Genomic DNA, 19,390 nt, shown 5'->3' with positions numbered 1-19,390 from the left:
TTTAAAATCCCATTTTTCTGTATTCTGATGTATTTATGGTCATGCTCTTATCAGAAACTTTGGTTACTTTTATTGTATAGTTTTCACCTTGATGTGTAGAATTTAGTTCTAAAACAAAACCAGAAAAATAGGGGTTGTTCATTTTCATACCCAACATTGGGAGTTGTTTATTTTGAATAGGGAAATCTTTAGAAACCCAAAAAATAGAGTTCCCTTTTGAGTTTGAGTAGTTGTAGTCTACTCTATATTCATGGCATATGTAACCTAAAATATTTTTAGTATTTCCTGTTTTCTTGTAGTCAAAATCTCCATCTTGTGGTAATTTATCTGTCATATTAAACTGACTCCCCATTTGTTCTAATGAAGAAGATCTTTTCATTTTCATGCCAGCAACATCCATAAAAGCTGTAGAAGATTTTGGTGTCATTACCATTACAACCTTACCTTCTGCTCCCATTTCTTTTGATGCAACTGAAATACCATATATATCTGGATATTTACCTAGTAAAAACTCCATTGGAAAAGTTTCTCCTCTATTGTCTGTAAATTCTAGCTCAATACTTTTATTAAAAGTAAATGAGCTAGGAATATTTATAGTTGGGGAGAGTTTACTTTTTATATATGTTTTATCTGCTTCTGTTAAATCATTATTCTGTTCTTTCCTCTCTATTTGTTTAAATTCTTTGGTAATAGTATATTTTGGAGATGTTGTAGTAATCATTCCATTTATGGTAGCAGGTGTATCATTTTCTGCTAATTCGCTTTTATTGTAATCGCTTAATTTTACATTGGCAGAAAAATTTACAGAAACATTTTGGTCTTTATTAAAAGTTACTGTGGCTGTTCCGCTTTTTACTTGAATATCTTGTGGAGCATGAACTTGCCCTCTTCTATATTCATATTTGCCTTTTACTAAAGCATTGTAAGAAAGTTTTAAAGTGGCTTCTTCAGGAATTTTAAAGGTTTTGTTTTGAAGTGCATTTATGTCATCAACATTTTTTATTTTTAAAATATAACCATCAAAAACATCAGCATCAGAAGTTCTCCAAAAACCAGTTATAGATACTTTATCGCCTTGTTTTTCAACACCTGTTTGCCCTAAATCATTAACACTAAACATACCATAAAGAGCAGAATGACTTATAGATGCTGAACCATAAGATTTTAATCGATTGTCTTTTTTTACTTTTTTCTTTTTACCATTCAAAGTACTATCAATTACTTTGTCAGTTTCTTTATCTATTTTTTCTTCGACTTTTTGCTCTACTTTCTTTTCTAGTTTCTTTTTTAGTTTTTTCCAAAATTGAGCATTGGTTGAGTTACTTAAACCTATAAGGCATACACACAATAAAAAAGGTTTTACTAGCTTCATAATATTTTTTTTGGGTTCTTCAATCACAAATATTTGAGAAAAAAGACATCAAAAAAACAAAGAGTGTATAGTTGGTGTAGTTTATTGTACAATCAGTTTGGCTAATTTTTATTGTTGCTGTTTACCAATTATGTAGTAATCTTTGCCATTTTTCTTAAAAAACCATCAATTTGCACAACAAAATCAATCAATTAGAAATTATATGTTAATTTTGATAAAATTGACTAGAACTTATGATTAAAGCTGTAATTATAGATGATGAACCAAAAGCCATTCAAGGGCTAACTTGGGAATTATCTAATTTTGAAGATGAATTAGAAGTAGTTGCTAAATTTACAGAACCAGAAAAAGCCATTCCTTATTTAAAATCATCTAAAATAGATTGTCTTTTTTTAGATATAGAAATGCCAACTATGGATGGCTTTCAATTTTTAGAGAAACTAGAACATAAAGATTTTGCTGTTGTTATTACAACAGCTTATAACGAATATGCTATTACAGCTCTAAAAAAAGAGGCTATAGATTATTTATTAAAACCTATAGATACTGATGATTTGGCAGATACTATTGCTAAAATTAAAAAACATAGTGCAAAAGGTTTTACTACAGAAAAATTTGAGGATATATTATTGAAATTTAATAATAAACTAAATCATAAAAAAATTACTATAAATACTGATGGTAAATTGGTTTTTTTAGAGCCAAAAGATATTTTTTATGTTGAATCTGATGGTAATTACTCTACACTTTATTTATCTGACAAGAAGAAAATTGTAGTAACAAAAAAGTTAAAAGATATTAATGAGTTATTGCCTAAAGATCATTTCTTTAGAATACACAATTCATATATCATTAACCTAAATAAAATTAAAGAGTTTTTAAAATCTGATGGCTATGTAGTACTTGAAAATAATGCTAAAATTCCTGTTTCAAGACAAAGAAAGTCAGAGTTTTTAGAAAAATTATAATTACAAAATACCATATTAAAATGAGGTTTTTTATTCTTTTACTCGCCTTTTCTATGCCATTTTTAGCAAGTGCTCAAAAGAAAAAACCTGATTTTAATACCCAAATAGACAGTATTTTAAAAACAAAACCTAAAAACTACAAAGGCATAAATTCATATTTAAGACCCTTTAGAAGAGATACTTCTAAACTTAAAATTTTAGCAAAAAGATTTGAAGAAAAAAAATATTTAGATGGCAAAGCTTATGTAGAAAACCTGCTTGGTATTCAATATAGAAACTATTCTATGTACCAAAAAGCTATTGCCACTCATAAATTTGCTTTAGAAACTGCAAAAAGAGCTAAAAGTATTGAGTTTGAAGTTTTTGCTCTAAACATGCTTGGTGTAGATTATAGAAAAACAGACGCTAATAGAACAGCATTAGATTACAATCAAGAAGCTTTAGCTTTAGCAGATAGTGTAGAAAAGCCTGGTCTAGGTTTATTAAGAAGTACAGCTGTTTCTTTAAACAGTATGGGTAATATATACCTTCTCTTAAAACAATACGATTTAGCTATTGAACGTTTTAAAAAATCGCAAGAGATTGAAAGAAGTATCAATAATGAATTAGGGTTAGCTATTAACTATCAAAATATTGGTTATGCAAAAGATGCACAAGGTAAAACTAAAGAAGCTTTAAGTTATTTTCAAAAATCTATTACTATTAACAACAAAATTAATAATACGTATGGTAAAATAATTTGTAACAGTAGTATTGCCAATATTTACGTAAAACAAAATAAACCAGAAGAAGCTATTAAACTTTTAAATGCTAATTATAATGATGTAATAAAGGTTGGAAATCGAGAATTTTTATCTTATCACTTTTTAAATTTAGGTTGGGCGCAATCTAAACTTAAGCATTTTACAGAAGCAGAAAAAAACTTAAAAAAAGGACTCGAAATCGCAAAAAAATACGAGTTTGCTTCTTCTCTATCTTATGCCTATAGCCACTTATCAGAATTATATCAAAATAAAAAAGATTTTAAAAAAGCCTATGAATATTATAAATTATCAGATGAGTTTGATAATAAAGTTTCTAATGAGAGAAATATTCAATATGTAAATGATTTAATCATTAAATACGATAGCGAGCGACAAAATAATCAAATTAAAAGTTTAGCAAAACAAAATAAAATAGCTCAACTACAGCTTACAGAAAATAGAAATATTTGGATAATAATTGTGGTTTCATTTCTGCTGTTAATTGCTATTTTATACTTTTTGTACAGACAACGTTTATTAGAGAAACAGAAGCGAATTTTAACATTAGAACAAGATGTTTTACGTACACAAATGAACCCTCATTTTATCTTTAATGCATTAAACTCTATTAAACATTATATTATAAATAATGAGCAGAAAAATGCAGTTCATTATTTAAATAAATTCTCAAAATTAGTTCGTAAAATCCTTGAATCTTCAACTTTAAAAGAAGTTTCTTTAGAAGAAGAATTAGAAACTATGGACTTATATATGAATATTGAAAATATTCGTTTTTCTAATGAAATTAAGTACTCTATTAATGTTGATGAAAGCCTTGATTTAAAGAATATAAAAGTACCTCCATTGGTATTACAACCTTTTTTAGAAAATGCGTTATGGCATGGTTTATCTTCTAAAAAAGGAGATAAGAAAATTGAACTTTCTGTTTTTAAACCCTCTTCTAGCTTTATCCAGATTGATATTGAAGATAATGGAATTGGTCGTAAAGCATCTGCAAAGATTAAATCTAATAAAGTTATTAATAGAAAATCTATTGGAATTGAACTTACTAAAGAACGATTAAATAATTTTATAAAAGACTTCCAAAACCCATTTAGCTTAATTTTTGATGATTTATTTGATGACGATAAAAAACCAAAAGGAACCAAAGTAGCTTTACGAATTCCTATAACATAAGTCTATGGAGCTGTTTTTTCAAGATTTTTCTTCTTGGCTTCAAGGCATGCTTTTTATCTTAATTGCCTATCATACAATTTCATATTTTTTTACAAAAGATAAAAGTTTTGTAATTTATGCATCGTACTTGTTTTTAGTAACTGTTTATTTGATTCCTCGAACATCGAACGAAAGTTCGAATTATATTTCTCAAGAACTTGATAGTTTATTTATCGATTTCAACTGGATTATTCAAATCTGGTATTGGATGTTGTATTCTTGGTTTTCGATACATTTTTTAAATTTAACCACAAAAAATAAAAAACTAGCAAAACAAATAGAACTTTATATTTTATTTACCACTTTAATAAGTTCTATCTTCTTTTTAGTTGATTTATTTCTTTTTGAAGGGGTTTATATGCCTAAATTTTTCACATTAATTTTTACTCCTGTTTCATTAATCATCATTTCATTTTTCTTAAAGGTTATTTATCAATTTAAAGACAAGGTAAATAAATTTTTTGTTGTTGGTTTAGTTTTCTTTTTAGGTTTCTCTATACTTTCTTTAGGACTTTCTATTGCTAAAAAATTCACTTTTGGTTTTATTAGACCAATAGACTTTTTTATGATTGGGGTAATGCTAGAAGCCATTACAATATCAATTGGGTTAGGTTATAAGTATCACGTTTACAGACAAGAAAGAAATAATTATAACAAATTATTAATTGATGAACTTCAGAAAAATGATGTTTTAAAAGATCAATTGAACGAAAAACTTTCAGAAAAAATAGAAAGTCATAGAATTGCTGAATTGGAAGCTTTGTATGAAAAGCAAATTAACGAGTTACAATTAACAAGTTTGTTGAGTCAAATGAATCCTCATTTTATCTTTAATGCACTAAACTCTATAAAGCTATATGTAATAAATAATGACTCTAAAATTGCTGCTTATTATTTGAATAAGTTTTCTAAACTTATTAGAAAAATTTTAGAAGCATCTACAACTAAAAACATCTCTCTACAAGAAGAATTAGAAACTATGGATTTATACATGACCATAGAAAATATACGTTTTTCTAATGAAATTGATTTTAGTATCGAGGTTGATGAAAACCTAGATTTAGATTCAATTTTTGTACCTCCTTTAATTTTACAACCTTTTTTAGAAAATGCGATTTGGCATGGTTTATCCTCTAAAAAACAGGATAAAAAAATTATAATTTCAATAAATAAAACTAATGTTAACTACTTACAAATCTTAATAGAGGATAATGGAATTGGTAGAAAAGCTGCTGCAAAAATAAAATCAGAAAAAGTAATTTATCGAAAATCGTTAGGAATCCAACTAACCAAAGATAGATTATCTAACTTCGTTAAAAATTATCAAAACAATTACGAAATAAAATATGTAGATTTAGAAAATAAAGATGATAACTCTTTAGGAACACAAGTAATTATAAAAATACCTTTACAGTAAACTATACTATAAATCTTTGAGAAAAAGATAAAAATGAAAACACTATTTATAAATACAATCTCTAAAGTGCTTTCTAACTCACCTCATGAAAATGGAATACTATTATTTGTTTTAGGCATAATTTTTATATTAACTATTTATCACTTTCTACTATATTTTCAGCATAAAAGTAAAACTTATATTTATTATGCTACGTATACATTTTTGCTTTTTATAGCTTATTTTACTTTTACTAAAAATGATTATCTAGATTTTATTACTTTACCAGTTAAAAGTTTTTTCTCTCTTACTCACGAATTTTGGGTTTGGCTCTATAATATTGCCTACTACTTCTTTGTTTTTCGCTTTTTAAATTTTGATACGCATCATATAAAACAAACTAAATATGTAAAATACACTTTATATTTCTTATTAGCTTTGGGTTTAGTAAGTTTTATCTCAACATTAATAACTGGTGATAAATCCACTTTAGAAAATTTATACCTAACTATATATGTACCTTTAATTACTGGGTTAACTTTATACTGTTTTTACCTTGTTTATAAAACTCCAGAAAAAACCAAAAACTATATTTTAATTGGTTCTTTTGTTCTCTTTTCTTCTTCAATTTTAACAATATTAATCATAGAATTTCAGCTTTTAACAAACAATAGTGAAATAGGGTTTCTAATATTTTATCTAGGAATAGTTTTAGAAAACATCTTCTTTTCGTTGGGAGTAGGTTTGCGACAAAAAGAAATTATTTCTGAAAGGAATGATGCACAAAACAAGTTAATACTAAAGTTCAAAGAAACAGAAACCTTAAAAGAAGAAGTAAATCTACAACTGAAAGAAAAAATTAATGCTTTAAGTGAAAAAATTGCACTTAAAGAAGAGGTTGAAGATTTAAAATTAACGGCATTAAGAAGTCAAATGAATCCTCATTTTATCTTTAATGCACTCAACTCAATAAAGCTCTATATTATAAATAATGAAAAGAAAAATGCCACTTATTACTTAAACAAATTCTCTAAATTGATGCGTAAAATCTTGGAAGCATCATCGTCTAAAGAAACTTCTTTAAACGATGAGTTAGAAACTATGGATCTGTATATGACCATAGAAAATATTCGCTTTTCAAATTTGATTGAGTATGAAGTTTTATGTAATCTTGAAGATTTAAATAACATAAAAATTCCTCCATTAATTTTACAACCTTTTCTAGAAAATTCCCTTTGGCATGGGTTATCATCCAAAAAAGGAAGTAAAAAAATTAGCGTTTTAGTACAAAAAATAGATAAACGTTTTGTTGAAATAAGTATTACAGATAATGGAATAGGTAGAAAAGCTGCAGCTAAAATTAAAGCTGAAAAATCTATCAACAGAAAATCTGTTGGAATTAATTTAACAAGTGAAAGATTAAGAAATTTTGTAAAAAACTATAAAAATAATTATTCAATTGATTATGAAGATTTGCTAGATGAGCATTATCAAATTATTGGTACCAAAGTATCTTTAAAAATACCTCTATTTTGAATAGTTTTCAGCTACTTTTTCTAATTCACTATACCAATTTTCTCCAAATTTTCTTATTAAAGCCTGCTTTACAAATTTATAAATTGGTACTTGCAATTCCTTACCTAATGTGCAAGCATCATCACAAATCTCCCATTTATGATAATTTACAGCAGCAAACTCACTATACTCTTTTACTCTTATTGGGTATAAGTGACAAGATATGGGCTTTTTCCAGCTAATTTCTCCTTGATTATATGCTTCTTCAATTCCACAAAGTGCAGTTTTTTTATCATCAAAAATAACGTAAGCACAATCTTTACCATTTATTAAAGGTGTCTCTAATTCGTCCCATTCACTTTTTGTCCAAGTGCCTACTTTTTCAATAACTTCAATGCCTTCCTTTCTTAAAAAAGGTTTTACTTTAGGATAAATTTCTTCAAGAATTTTGGTTCCCTCTTTATCTAAAGGAGCACCTGCTTCACCATCTACACAACAAGCACCTTTGCAAGCGGAGAGATTGCAAATAAAGTCTTTTTCTATAATATCTTCAGAGACTATGGTTTTTCCTAATTGAAACATTTGGCAAAAATAACACTATTTTTTTCTGGTTTTTTTGAAAATGATAAAATTAGTTGACTAATTTTGCAGAAAATTTAATCAATCAAAAAAATGGATTTTAACTTTAAAGAAATTCTAACAGCTTTTATGGTTTTATTTGCTGTTATCGATATTATAGGTAACATTCCCATCATTATAGATTTACGCAAAAAAGTAGGACATATTCAATCAGAAAAAGCTTCTTTGATTGCTGGTCTAATCATGATTTTATTCCTTTTTGTTGGGCAGAGCTTATTAAGTTTAATAGGTATAGATGTAAATTCTTTTGCGGTTGCTGGGGCATTTGTACTATTTTTTATTGCTTTAGAAATGGTATTGGGTATCACTTTGTATAAAGATGATAGCAGTAACGCTTCTCTAACAGCAGCTGTTTTTCCATTAGCATTCCCACTAATAGCTGGTCCTGGAAGTTTAACAACCTTACTTTCTTTAAGGGCAGAATTTGCCATTGAAAATATTATTATAGCTGTAGTGTTGAATGTAATTTTCCTATATATTGTATTAAAAACCTCTACAAAAATAGAGCGTTTATTAGGTGCAGGAGGTATTCAAATAGTTCGTAAAGTTTTTGGAGTAATTTTATTAGCAATTTCTGTAAAGCTATTTGCTCAAAATATTAAAATGTTATTTATTTAAAATGGTTTTTGATGCTTTAATTATTGGTGGTGGTGTTTCTGGGATGCAATGTGCTTTAGTATTAGGTTCAGCTAAAAACAAACCTTTTGCGATGCATAAAAATATTGGAATCATACTACATCAAAGAGCTTCTCACCTAGAAAATGCATTGTTTAACAATGTACTAGGTTTATCTCCCAAAACACTTGGAAAAGATATTCTAAATGAAGGGAAAAATCAGTTAAATGAGTTATACCCTCATGTAAATCAAATAGAAAAAGAAAAAGTTTTACAGGTAAAAGAGGCAGAAAACTTTTTTATTGTTGAAACGAATAAAAATACTTACAATGCAAAAAACGTGATTTTAGCTTTAAATTATGCAAAATCTTTTACAATTAAAGGTCTTGAAAATTACTTAATTCCTCATAAGAAATCGAATCCTAAAAAAGATAGAATTCAAATCCAAAATAAAGATCATTATATAAAAAAAGGATTGTATTGTTGTGGAACAATTGCTGGTCATCGAAGTCAGTTTGCAATAGCTGCTGGCAGTGGAGCCTCTGTAGCTACAGATATTCTTACACTTTGGAATCGTGGAGAACATGCTAAAGTACATGACAAAATATAAAATAAAACCAGCTAATCGCTGGTTTTATGTTTTTATTATAAAAAGTAAATAAAAGTAAATGCTACTCTACAGTTACTGATTTTGCTAAATTTCTAGGTTGATCTACATTCTTATTTAACATTACAGCTATATGATAAGATAATAGTTGAAATGGTATAGTTGTTAATAAAGGTGTTAAAGCTTCTTCAGTATCTGGAATTTCTATTACATGGTCTGCAATTTCTTTAACAGTGGTATCACCTTCAGTTACTACTGCTATAATTTTACCTGCTCTAGATTTTATTTCTTGAATATTGCTTACTACCTTTTCATAATGACCTCTGTTGGTTGCTATTACGAAAATTGGCATATTCTCATCAATTAATGCAATAGGACCATGTTTCATTTCTGCTGCTGGGTAACCTTCTGCATGAATATATGATATCTCCTTAAGCTTTAAAGCTCCTTCTAAAGCTACTGGAAAATTAAAACCTCTACCTAGATACAAACAGTTTTTTGCATCTTTATAAACAGCTGAAATTTGCTTAACGTGTTCATCAATATTAAGCAATTCTTCAACCTGTTTAGGTATTAGTTGCATTTTCTTTAAGTAGTTTTTAAAAGTATGATCCGCTAAAGAACCATTTGCTTTACCAAGTTTAAGAGCTATTAAGGTTAATACCGTAATTTGAGTGGTAAATGCTTTCGTAGAAGCTACGCCAATTTCTGGACCAGCATGTGTGTAAGCACCTGCATGTGTTTCTCTTGCAATAGAAGATCCAACAACATTACAAATACCATAAACAAAAGCTCCTTTAGATTTTGCTAGTTTAATTGCTGCTAAAGTATCAGCGGTTTCACCAGATTGAGAAATAGCAATAACAATATCTTTATTAGTTATTATAGGGTTTCTATATCTAAATTCTGAAGCATATTCAACCTCTACAGGTATCCTAGCCATGTCTTCAAAAAGATATTCACCCACTAAACCTGCATGCCAAGATGTACCACAAGCAACTATAATTATTCTATTTGCATTTAGAAACTTATCTAAATTTAACTCTATACTAGACATTTTAATAATGTTATCTTCTGCTAGCATTCTTCCTCTAAACGTATCAGTTATTGCTTTTGGTTGCTCATGAATTTCTTTTAACATAAAATGTTCATAACCTCCTTTTTCAATTTGGTCTAAACTCATTTGTAGTTTTTGTATAATGGGGTCTACAAGAGAATCATCATGTATTTTGCGAACTTTTACTCCTTTTCCTATCTTTATAATAGCCATTTCTTCATCTTCTAAATAAATAGCATCTTTAGTGAACTCAACAAAAGGCGAAGCATCAGAAGCTACAAAAAACTCTTTCTCATCTTTACCAACACCTATTGCAATTGGACTACCTAAACGTGCAACTATTATTTCATTAGGTTTTGTTTTATCAAAAACAGCAATAGCATAAGCTCCAACAACATTTGTTAAGGCTAATTGTACAGCTTTACCAAGCTTACATCCTTCAGTTTTTTTAACCTCTTCTATTAGGTTAATTAAAACTTCAGTATCAGTATCACTTTTAAGAGAATATCCTCGAGAAATCAACTCCTTTTTTATAGTATCATAGTTTTCAATAATACCATTATGTACAATAACTAAATCTCCTGATTGAGAATAATGAGGATGAGAATTCACATCATTAGGAACACCATGGGTAGCCCATCTTGTATGACCCATTCCAATATTACCTACTTTTCTTTCTTCTTCTTTATTAGTTATAGCCTCTAAATCTGAAACTTTACCTTTAGTTTTAGTCAGTTGAATATTGCTACCATCATAAATCATTATTCCTGCACTATCATAGCCTCTATATTCGAGTCTCTTTAAACCATTTACTACTATAGGATAAGCTTCTCTAGGTCCTATATATGCTGATATTCCACACATAACGATTAATTTTAGGTTAGTTTATTTTTTTTTTGAATATGATATCTTTAAAACTGCTTTTTTATTCACATCAGATGTAGAATTATTGAACAGTGTTATAGCTTTTGGGTTCCAACTAAAGTTTCTAAAAATTGTATCACTAGCAAAAGCAGGAACGTCAGTTGAATTAAATACTTTTAGTTTTAAATCTGGTGAAAAATTAGAATTACTATTTAATAAATCAGAAATATAATCAGTAATATTAAATGTATATTTTTCAACTTTTCCATTATTTCTTTCAAGTAAGCCACCTATTCCTCCAGATGAAGCTTCACTTACTGCATCCTTAATTTGACTATTTATTGTTTTCTGATTTTCTTGATAACTTTTATACAAATACAATCTTTCTGGAACATGAGTAGTATCTTTGGTATCATTAATATATAGTGTTAAAGTGGCATCATTAATAAGCCAGTTTTTAGTTCTAATTTCTTCAATTTTATCTGCTATTCCATTTGCATTTAAATCAGCTCCAAAAAGATTTATTTTTGCTTCACTACCTGCTGTACCTTGAACAATAATTTGATCATCTGTGGGATAAGTTTTATCATCCATATTAAAGGTATTTACACGAAAACCAGATAAAGGAAAGCTATCATTTTTATAGATGGTATCTAAAACAATAGAACCAGATTTTAAAACAGTGTTTGTATAATAAATTTCTAAAGATGGATTTAGAGTAGTTAGTGAATTATTAAAGTTGAAAGAGATTAAAGAACCTTGATTACCTGTAGCTTCTAGAATAAGCCCTCTAAAATAATTATTAAAAGATGCTTGTGATGAAAACTCACTTGATTCATATTTGTCAAGAAATAATTCTTTAATTTTTTCTTCATTCAAAGGTATTCTTGCAAACGGAACAGATATATTACTATTGTTAATAGTTATTTTTAAAGTATCTTTTGTAGCTATTCTATCATCAAAAAGTCTCCTCTTTATTTCTAAAATAGTATCATTCCTATTTGGTATGAACTGAAAATTTTGAGAACTATTAAGTGCATTGCCATCTTTTTGAAATACATGATTAGAGAAGAAACTGTTGATTTTTGTAGGGTCTGAAGGGTTAAAATTATTAATGAAAGTATTTGATCTGAATATATTAAGATTAAACGCTTTTGTAGCATCTCCAAAAACTGAATCAATTTTAAACTCTGTATCAGTAGAATTTTCTAATGACACTTGGTAAGGTATTTTAATGAAAACAGTATCTATTTTAGTAACCACAGTAGTATCAGAACCAAAACTTTCATCTATAACTTTAAGACCTGTGGTAATTGCTAATTGAGAAACGATTGATGCTTCTAATTTCTCATACTCTGATGGGTTGTAAACTCCCAATAAATACTGCCCTAAAGCTCTGGAGATATTATCTGATTGAACTTTTTCTAACGGACTATTTTCAACAAGTATATCAACAGAAATGGAATTAGTATCAAATTTGGTATTACTGATTACTTCAGACCCTATGTTGGTAAAATCTTCTTCACAAGATAGTACCATTGTTGTTAATATGATAGCAAAAACAACGTAAGCAAATTTATTATATATGTTTTTTTTCACTTTACAAAAATTATTCTTCTGATAATAAATCAGCGTAGAAGTTTAAATAAGAATCTCTTAAATTTTCAATTTGATGCTCTAAAAATGGTGTTTCATTCTCCTGAATAAATGAAGTTATTTCTTCTGAAAGAGATTCACTTCCATAAATTACTGCATCAGAATTTTCTATTGCACTTTTTAAGATATTTGTATAGTTTGGTGTTTGTAATGTTGATAATTTTTGTGATTTTCCTAAATCAAATTTAATTTTCTCTGTTAAATCAGTATTAAGTTCACCTTCAAAACCATTTTCATAGATAGAAGTTACTATTTTACTGTCTGTAAACAATGGTTCTTCTTTGTAGAACTCTCTCAAATATAGAGGCAATAAAGACGCCATCCATCCATGAATATGTATAATATCTGGAGCCCAGTTTAACTTTTTTACAGTTTCTATAACGCCTTTTGCAAAGAAGATTGCTCTCTCATCATTATCTGAAAATAACTGATCATCTTCATCTGTAAATACTGCTTTTCTTTTAAAATATTCTTCATTATCAATAAAATAAACTTGCATTCTTTCTTTTGGAATGGAGGCTACTTTAATAATTAAAGGCATATCAACATCATTTACAACTAAATTCATTCCTGATAAACGAATTACTTCATGCAGTTGATGTCTCCTTTCATTAATTACACCAAATCTTGGCATAAATATTCTTGTTTGTACCCCTTTAGAATGAGCGTTTTTGGCTGAATTAAATGCCGTAGAAGAAAGTTCTGTTTCTGGTAAATAAGGAACAACTTCAGACGACACAAATAATATTCTCTTGTCCTTCATTAAATCAAACTCTTTTTATGAGATTGGCAAAACTACAAATTTTTATGCTAATATCCTGTTAAAATGGTAAGTTTGCAAACATTTTACATTAATCTAACATGGAAATTTTCACCAAAAAACAACCTTTAAAAGTAACTTTATCTAAACTTAAAGCTCAAAATAAAACCATTGGTTTTGTTCCTACTATGGGTGCTTTGCATAAAGGTCACCTATCATTAATAAAAAAAGCGAGTCAAAAAAATGATATAGTTGTCACTAGTATTTTTGTAAATCCTACTCAATTTGACAAAAAAGAAGACCTTATCAATTACCCGAAAACATTAGAGAATGACATTAATTTATTAAAAAATATAAATTGTGATATCCTTTTTAACCCTACTGTTGATGAAATTTATACTGATGCCATTATTTCAGAAAAGTTCGATTTTGATGGTTTAGAACATCAAATGGAAGGGAAATTTAGAGAAGGGCATTTTAATGGAGTTGGTACTATCGTAAAAATGCTTTTTAAAATAATTGAACCTGATAAGGCTTATTTTGGTGAGAAAGATTTTCAGCAGTTACAAATCATCAAAAAATTGGTAAAAAAACAGCATTTAAATGTTAAAATTAAAGGACGACCTATTTTCAGAGAAGATGATGGTTTGGCTATGAGTTCTAGAAATGTAAGATTAACATCAGAACACAGAGAAGCCTCTCCATTTATTTATAAAACTTTAAAAAAAGCTCAAAAAAAATTTAGAAAAGAAAATGCTTCAAATGTTATAAAATGGGTAGAAAATCAGTTTAAAAAACAAACTTTATTAGAGCTAGAGTATTTTACTATTGCTGATGAAAAAACATTAAAAGCCATAGAAAACAAAGAATCTAGCAAAAAATATCGTGCTTTCATAGCAGTTTTTGCAGGAAAAATCAGATTAATTGATAACATTTCATTAAAAATTTCATAATCAAAAAAATAGTATTTTTGCTAAATGTTAGTACAAGTTGTAAAATCTAAAATCCATCGTGTAAAAGTTACAGGTGCTGATTTAAATTATATAGGAAGCATAACCATAGATGAAGATTTAATGGATGCAGCAGGAATTATTGAAGGCGAACGTGTTCAAATTGTGAATAACAATAATGGTCATCGTTTAGAAACGTACGCAATTCCTGGTCCAAGAGGAAGTGGAGAAGTTACCTTAAATGGTGCAGCTTCTAGATTAGTTGCTGTTGGTGATGTTTTAATATTGATTGTTTATGCATTTATGGAATTAGAAGAGGCTAAAAAGTTCAAACCACAATTGGTTTTCCCTAACGAAAAAGACAATACACTTACCTAATTTTGGATATTAAAAAAGTTTTGAAAACGATTCTTCCTTTTGCTTTAGGAGGATTTTTAGTTTGGTATTCTTTATCTGATATAGATATCCCAAATTTATTAAATCAATTTAAATCTGCTAATTATTGGTGGATAACTTTAAGTCTTTTTTTTGGTATTTTAAGTCATATTTCTAGAGCTTACAGATGGAGTTTTATGTTAGAGCCTTTAGGATATAAACCTAAATTAGTAAATAATATTCTAGCTGTTTTAGTTGGTTATTTAGTAAACTACACTATTCCTAGAGCTGGAGAAGCATCTAGAGCATTAGTTTTAAAAAATTATGAAAACGTCCCTTTCGAAAAGGGTTTTGGGAGCATAGTTGCAGAAAGAATTGCTGATGTAATTATGCTTCTGTTAATACTTACTGTTACACTTTTCCTTCAATTCGATTTTATATATGAATTGCTCACAAAACTAGTAGACCCTTCAAAAATTATCTATGTATTATTTGGTTTACTTGCTTTTTTTATTTTTTTTACTCTATACATAAAAAAGGCAAAATCTGGTTTTGCTCTTAAAATTAAAACTTTTTTGATTGGGCTATTGGAGGGTGTTTCAAGCATTTTAAAAATGGAAAAGAAATGGGCATTTATCTTCCATACTTTTTTTATTTGGATAATGTACATTTTAATGTTTTGGGTAGTTACATTTGCAATTGAAGGTTTAAATGTGCCTTTAGGCGCAATTTTAGTAGGTTTTATTGCAGGTGCATTTAGCATTGCGATTGTACCTGGAGGTATTGGTTCTTATCCACTTGCAGTTGCAAAAGCCTTTGTTTTATTTGGTATTGCAGAAGCACCTAGCGAAGCTTTTGGTTGGATTATGTGGACAGCACAAACAGCAATGATTATCGTTTTTGGAGGACTTGCTTTTTTACTGCTTCCTGTTGTAAATAAAAATAAATAGTTTTTGGCGTTACTTTTTCCTAAAAGCATTCAAGACCAAGTTTCGCTTTCATTACTCGCTTTTTTTGTGAAAAATAAAGAATAGCTCAAAAACATCATTCAATCACTAACGCAATTATTTGCGAACTTTTAGATTGATTTATTGTAAAGTTTCGTTTATAAACTTTGTAACTTTACAACTTTCAAACCTTGTACATAAATAAAAATGGGGAAGACCAAAACAACTTTTTTCTGTCAAAATTGTGGAACACAACATGCAAAATGGGTTGGGCAATGTGGTGCTTGTAAAGAATGGAATACCATTGTAGAAGAAGTAATTCAAAAAGAAGAAAAACGCATTTGGAAACAAAGTACAACTGCAAAACAAACTGTAAATAAGCCTTTAAAAATTGCTGATATTGTTCTAAACCCAGAAGAAAGAGTTGTTACTAATAATAACGAATTAGACACTGTTTTAGGTGGTGGTTTGGTAAAAGGTTCTGTAACACTTTTGGGTGGTGAACCAGGAATTGGAAAATCAACACTATTATTACAGGTTGCTTTAAATATCAGCCAAAAAGTGTTGTATGTTTCTGGTGAAGAAAGCCAATCTCAAATAAAAATGAGAGCAGAACGTTTGGAAGCAAACAATTCTAATTGCTTAATTTTAACAGAAACTAGCACACAACAAATCTTTAAAAATATAGAAGAAACAGAACCCGAAGTTTTGGTAATAGATTCCATACAGACTTTACACACTAATTCTATAGAGGCTTCTCCAGGAAGTATTTCTCAAATTAGAGAAACTAGTGCAGAATTGATAAAATTTGCGAAAGAAACTGCAACTCCAGTTTTGTTAATAGGGCACATCAACAAAGAAGGAAATATTGCTGGACCAAAAATTCTAGAACATATGGTTGATGTTGTTCTACAATTTGAAGGCGATAGAAATCATACCTACAGAATTTTACGAAGTCAGAAAAACAGATTTGGTTCTACATCAGAATTGGGTATTTATGAAATGTTATCAAATGGTTTGAGAGAAATATCAAATCCGTCAGAAATTTTAATTTCTAAAAAAGATGCAGATTTAAGTGGAACAGCAATTGCATCAACTTTAGAAGGCATAAGACCTTTAATGATAGAAATTCAAGCCTTGGTTTCTACAGCAGTTTATGGAACTCCACAACGTTCTACAACAGGTTATAACCTAAAAAGACTAAATATGATTTTAGCAGTTCTCGAAAAAAGAGCAGGTTTTAAATTGGGTGCAAAAGATGTTTTTTTAAACATTACTGGAGGCATAAATGTAGATGATCCAGCAATTGATTTAACTGTGGTTGCTGCCATTTTATCAAGCAATCAAGATATAGCAATCAATCCAAATGTATGTTTTGCTGCAGAAGTGGGTTTGGCTGGAGAAATAAGACCTGTTTCTAAAATAGACCAACGCATTTTGGAAGCAGAAAAGTTAGGTTATAAAAGTTTTGTCGCTTCAAAATATAATAAGATTTCCTCAAAAAATCATTCAATTAAGCTCATTTTAGTTGGTAAAATTGAAGAAGCTTTTGCTACTTTGTTTGCTTAATTATTCTCATCTCGTTTCTTTATATTATTAGCAATAATTTTTATTTTAGAGATTATGCCAATACCAATCATAAAAGACGAAGCTGTAAGATAACCATCAACTTTAACATTAATCTCATGACCTTCTTTATTTCTAATCTCTCTAATACCGTGAATAAAATGATAATCTTCTGTACTAATTATTTTTTCATCTTTAGCTTTCTCAATAAGCTTATAAAAATTTAATTTGCCCTTATAAATTTTCTTTAACAAATTTTCAATAATTTTAGCTAACGAAAATAATGCTTTTGGTTTTTCGTCTATCTCAATAAGGGAAGAAATACTGATTAATTCTTCTGCGATATCGTTATCAAATTTGTCAAAATCAGAAATCAATTTATTTAAATCATCTTTTATATCTTTTGGTAAGTCTTCTTTAGACTCTACAGTTCTTTTTAATTCAGAATTTAAGGTATTTAGTTTATTATTTTGTTGTTTTGTTACATTTAACAATGCAATATTTTGATTAATTAGATTATTATTCTGATTATTTAATCCTAAAATTTTATTATTATCTTTTATTTTAGATAAACATTAAAATCAAAAAAACCAAGCAGAAATGCTTGGTTTTTTTGATTTTATAAAACTCTGAACCGAATTCAAAATGAATTACTTCTTATTAACCTCTTTAATATATCTCTCTAAAGCCATTGTCATAGAAGGTGTTTCTGGTGCTGGTGCTTTAATATCGCACTTTAAACCTGCTTCTGTAACAGCTTTTATGGTAGAGTTCCCAAAAGCTGCAATTCTTGTGTTTTTTTGTTTAAAGTTTGGGAAGTTTTTAAATAAAGATTCAATTCCTGAAGGACTAAAGAAAACCAATACGTCATAAAAAACATTTTCTAAATCAGACAAATCGCTTACCACTGTTCTATACAAATCTGCTCTTGTCCAAGTAACACCTAACTTGTTTAATTCAGTAGGAATTAATGGCTTTAGTTTATCAGAAGATGGTAATAAAAACTTTTCAGTTTTATGCTTCTTAATCAATTTTGTTAATTCAGGAAATGTTCTGTTACCAACATAAATTTTACGCTTTCTATACACCACGTATTTCTGCAAATAGTAAGCTACAGCTTCTGATTGACAGAAATATTTCATAGAATCTGGTACTTTAAAACGCATTTCTTCAGCAACTCTAAAAAAATGATCTACAGCATTTCTACTTGTTAAAATGATTGCTGTAAAGTTGGATAAATCAATTTTTTGAGCTCTAACTTCTTTTACAGGAATACCTTCTACATGTATAAATGATCTAAAATCAATTTTCACTTTCTGTTTATCAGATAAATCAAAATACGGAGAAGTTTCTGTTTTAGGAGCTGGTTGAGAAACCAATATTGTCTTCACTTTCATACGCTTTGTTTTGTATTTAAAACATCAATTTAAACAATAATAATAGCGGTGCTATTTCAAGGGTGCAAATGTATAAAATAAAATAAAACAACTCGCTAAAAATCAGGTTTTTATTTTTAGTAACAATAAACACAAAACGAAACAATAAGAAAAACAAAGTAAAATAAAGTAAGTAATATTCACTTAAATTACCATATTCATAAAATATATAGAATATATAAAGGATTAAAGAGAGTGTGTAAAAAGATTCTAACTTGGTTACTAAAAAAAAAGCAACTTTATTTTGTATCGAAAAAACAGCAGCAATAACTCTTTCAAAGATTATTTTTAATACTAAAAAAAGAAAAATAACCAAAAAAGAAGAGGAAAAACCTTGAAGCGAACTATTAAAAGAGTTCATTTTAAACATTAAATTATATCCAATTAAAGAAAAAACAGCTACAGAAAAGATAAAAATTAGAACATGAAAACTGTTCATTGAATTTAACTTAATAGTATCTGTTTCTTCAATGCTACTCCAGTTAGAAAATCCATAAAAAACACGTTTTATTTTTTTTGCATTAATTATTTTTAGTAAAAAAATTATTGCAAAAAGAGCAAATAGTATTAAGGTAACCCAATCATTAAAATATGTTATTTTTTCTACTGCTTGCAACTCGAATTCATTTATTAAGATTAACACAAAATTAGTAATTAAAAAATGTATATTTGTTTTCTTTCTACTGAA

Annotated in this window: 18 protein-coding genes; 10 read left to right on the top strand and 8 right to left on the bottom strand. The window is 28.2% G+C overall.

Going from position 1 to position 19,390, the window contains the following annotated elements; genetic code table 11:
* Position 1: 1 nt before the first annotated feature.
* On the bottom strand, positions 2–1,372 hold the full coding sequence (locus BTO18_RS13085; RefSeq protein ID WP_146106936.1) for a hypothetical protein: 1,371 nt from the start codon (positions 1,370–1,372) through the stop codon (positions 2–4).
* A 233-nt stretch (positions 1,373–1,605) separates the two neighbouring features.
* Here BTO18_RS13085 and BTO18_RS13080 point away from each other — a divergent pair, with 233 nt between their 5' ends.
* From BTO18_RS13080 to BTO18_RS13065, 4 genes are read left to right on the top strand one after another with little or no spacing between them, the layout of a single operon-like run.
* Positions 1,606–2,340 carry a LytR/AlgR family response regulator transcription factor gene (locus BTO18_RS13080; RefSeq protein ID WP_105016648.1) on the top strand — a complete coding sequence of 245 codons (735 nt, stop codon included), beginning with the start codon at positions 1,606–1,608 and terminating at the stop codon, positions 2,338–2,340.
* Between the two features lie 20 nt (positions 2,341–2,360).
* Positions 2,361–4,280, top strand: coding sequence for a tetratricopeptide repeat protein (locus BTO18_RS13075; protein ID WP_105016647.1), 1,920 nt, complete (start codon positions 2,361–2,363; stop codon positions 4,278–4,280).
* A gap of 4 nt (positions 4,281–4,284) precedes the next feature.
* Complete coding sequence (locus BTO18_RS13070; protein ID WP_105016646.1) at positions 4,285–5,736, top strand: sensor histidine kinase; 1,452 nt, start codon at positions 4,285–4,287, stop codon at positions 5,734–5,736.
* 33 nt (positions 5,737–5,769) lie between these two features.
* A complete protein-coding gene (locus BTO18_RS13065) occupies positions 5,770–7,251 on the top strand; it encodes a histidine kinase (protein WP_105016645.1) in 1,482 nt (493 codons plus the stop codon).
* On the opposite strand, the gene BTO18_RS13060 is transcribed toward BTO18_RS13065, so the two are convergent.
* Positions 7,243–7,812, bottom strand: a complete 570-nt coding sequence (locus BTO18_RS13060; protein WP_105016644.1) for a DUF3109 family protein — start codon at positions 7,810–7,812, stop codon at positions 7,243–7,245. The genes BTO18_RS13065 and BTO18_RS13060 overlap by 9 nt on opposite strands.
* A gap of 90 nt (positions 7,813–7,902) precedes the next feature.
* Here BTO18_RS13060 and BTO18_RS13055 point away from each other — a divergent pair, with 90 nt between their 5' ends.
* The gene (locus BTO18_RS13055) at positions 7,903–8,487 is read left to right on the top strand and encodes a MarC family protein (RefSeq protein WP_105016643.1); all 585 of its coding nucleotides are present in this window, start codon (positions 7,903–7,905) and stop codon (positions 8,485–8,487) included.
* Position 8,488: 1 nt separating this feature from the next.
* Positions 8,489–9,094 carry an FAD-dependent oxidoreductase gene (locus BTO18_RS13050; protein WP_105017584.1) on the top strand — a complete coding sequence of 202 codons (606 nt, stop codon included), beginning with the start codon at positions 8,489–8,491 and terminating at the stop codon, positions 9,092–9,094.
* Between the two features lie 61 nt (positions 9,095–9,155).
* Here BTO18_RS13050 and glmS read toward each other — a convergent pair whose 3' ends face one another.
* The 3 genes from glmS to BTO18_RS13035 are packed head-to-tail and all read right to left on the bottom strand — an operon-like array spanning position 9,156 to position 13,431.
* Positions 9,156–11,012, bottom strand: a complete 1,857-nt coding sequence (gene glmS / locus BTO18_RS13045) for a glutamine--fructose-6-phosphate transaminase (isomerizing) (protein ID WP_105016642.1) — start codon at positions 11,010–11,012, stop codon at positions 9,156–9,158.
* A 21-nt stretch (positions 11,013–11,033) separates the two neighbouring features.
* Positions 11,034–12,611, bottom strand: coding sequence for a DUF4270 domain-containing protein (locus tag BTO18_RS13040; RefSeq protein ID WP_226789042.1), 1,578 nt, complete (start codon positions 12,609–12,611; stop codon positions 11,034–11,036).
* Between the two features lie 10 nt (positions 12,612–12,621).
* Positions 12,622–13,431, bottom strand: a complete 810-nt coding sequence (locus BTO18_RS13035) for a glycogen/starch synthase (RefSeq protein ID WP_105016641.1) — start codon at positions 13,429–13,431, stop codon at positions 12,622–12,624.
* A 98-nt stretch (positions 13,432–13,529) separates the two neighbouring features.
* Here BTO18_RS13035 and panC point away from each other — a divergent pair, with 98 nt between their 5' ends.
* From panC to radA, 4 genes are all read left to right on the top strand, one after another.
* Positions 13,530–14,381 carry a pantoate--beta-alanine ligase gene (panC, locus tag BTO18_RS13030; protein WP_105016640.1) on the top strand — a complete coding sequence of 284 codons (852 nt, stop codon included), beginning with the start codon at positions 13,530–13,532 and terminating at the stop codon, positions 14,379–14,381.
* Between the two features lie 24 nt (positions 14,382–14,405).
* Positions 14,406–14,756, top strand: a complete 351-nt coding sequence (panD, locus tag BTO18_RS13025) for an aspartate 1-decarboxylase (RefSeq protein ID WP_105016639.1) — start codon at positions 14,406–14,408, stop codon at positions 14,754–14,756.
* A gap of 2 nt (positions 14,757–14,758) precedes the next feature.
* On the top strand, positions 14,759–15,703 hold the full coding sequence (locus BTO18_RS13020; RefSeq protein WP_105016638.1) for a lysylphosphatidylglycerol synthase transmembrane domain-containing protein: 945 nt from the start codon (positions 14,759–14,761) through the stop codon (positions 15,701–15,703).
* 204 nt (positions 15,704–15,907) lie between these two features.
* Positions 15,908–17,269, top strand: a complete 1,362-nt coding sequence (gene radA / locus BTO18_RS13015; protein ID WP_105016637.1) for a DNA repair protein RadA — start codon at positions 15,908–15,910, stop codon at positions 17,267–17,269.
* Here radA and BTO18_RS13010 read toward each other — a convergent pair.
* The 3 genes from BTO18_RS13010 to BTO18_RS18190 form a co-directional block, all read right to left on the bottom strand.
* Positions 17,266–17,760 carry a DUF4145 domain-containing protein gene (locus BTO18_RS13010; protein WP_105016636.1) on the bottom strand — a complete coding sequence of 165 codons (495 nt, stop codon included), beginning with the start codon at positions 17,758–17,760 and terminating at the stop codon, positions 17,266–17,268. The genes radA and BTO18_RS13010 overlap by 4 nt on opposite strands.
* 156 nt (positions 17,761–17,916) lie before the next feature.
* Complete coding sequence (locus BTO18_RS13005) at positions 17,917–18,663, bottom strand: uroporphyrinogen-III synthase (RefSeq protein ID WP_105016635.1); 747 nt, start codon at positions 18,661–18,663, stop codon at positions 17,917–17,919.
* 16 nt (positions 18,664–18,679) lie between these two features.
* Positions 18,680–19,345, bottom strand: a complete 666-nt coding sequence (locus BTO18_RS18190; RefSeq protein ID WP_170063272.1) for a DUF4271 domain-containing protein — start codon at positions 19,343–19,345, stop codon at positions 18,680–18,682.
* Between the last annotated feature and the right edge of the window lie 45 nt (positions 19,346–19,390).

The sequence above is a fragment of the Polaribacter porphyrae genome (genome assembly GCF_002954685.1).
Taxonomy (GTDB): Bacteria; Bacteroidota; Bacteroidia; order Flavobacteriales; family Flavobacteriaceae; genus Polaribacter; species Polaribacter porphyrae.
Note: the sequence above shows the minus strand (reverse complement) of the source record. Positions and strands in the feature narration are given on the sequence as shown.

What these genes read in the sequence shown, in the direction of transcription:
- BTO18_RS13085 (WP_146106936.1), bottom strand. Translation starts at nt 1,372, where the DNA reads ATGAAGCTAGTAAAACCTTTTTTATTGTGTGTATGCCTTATAGGTTTA.
- BTO18_RS13080 (WP_105016648.1), top strand. Translation starts at nt 1,606, where the DNA reads ATGATTAAAGCTGTAATTATAGATGATGAACCAAAAGCCATTCAAGGG.
- BTO18_RS13075 (WP_105016647.1), top strand. Translation starts at nt 2,361, where the DNA reads ATGAGGTTTTTTATTCTTTTACTCGCCTTTTCTATGCCATTTTTAGCA.
- BTO18_RS13070 (WP_105016646.1), top strand. Translation starts at nt 4,285, where the DNA reads ATGGAGCTGTTTTTTCAAGATTTTTCTTCTTGGCTTCAAGGCATGCTT.
- BTO18_RS13065 (WP_105016645.1), top strand. Translation starts at nt 5,770, where the DNA reads ATGAAAACACTATTTATAAATACAATCTCTAAAGTGCTTTCTAACTCA.
- BTO18_RS13060 (WP_105016644.1), bottom strand. Translation starts at nt 7,812, where the DNA reads ATGTTTCAATTAGGAAAAACCATAGTCTCTGAAGATATTATAGAAAAA.
- BTO18_RS13055 (WP_105016643.1), top strand. Translation starts at nt 7,903, where the DNA reads ATGGATTTTAACTTTAAAGAAATTCTAACAGCTTTTATGGTTTTATTT.
- BTO18_RS13050 (WP_105017584.1), top strand. Translation starts at nt 8,489, where the DNA reads ATGGTTTTTGATGCTTTAATTATTGGTGGTGGTGTTTCTGGGATGCAA.
- glmS (WP_105016642.1), bottom strand. Translation starts at nt 11,012, where the DNA reads ATGTGTGGAATATCAGCATATATAGGACCTAGAGAAGCTTATCCTATA.
- BTO18_RS13035 (WP_105016641.1), bottom strand. Translation starts at nt 13,431, where the DNA reads ATGAAGGACAAGAGAATATTATTTGTGTCGTCTGAAGTTGTTCCTTAT.
- panC (WP_105016640.1), top strand. Translation starts at nt 13,530, where the DNA reads ATGGAAATTTTCACCAAAAAACAACCTTTAAAAGTAACTTTATCTAAA.
- panD (WP_105016639.1), top strand. Translation starts at nt 14,406, where the DNA reads ATGTTAGTACAAGTTGTAAAATCTAAAATCCATCGTGTAAAAGTTACA.
- radA (WP_105016637.1), top strand. Translation starts at nt 15,908, where the DNA reads ATGGGGAAGACCAAAACAACTTTTTTCTGTCAAAATTGTGGAACACAA.
- BTO18_RS13005 (WP_105016635.1), bottom strand. Translation starts at nt 18,663, where the DNA reads ATGAAAGTGAAGACAATATTGGTTTCTCAACCAGCTCCTAAAACAGAA.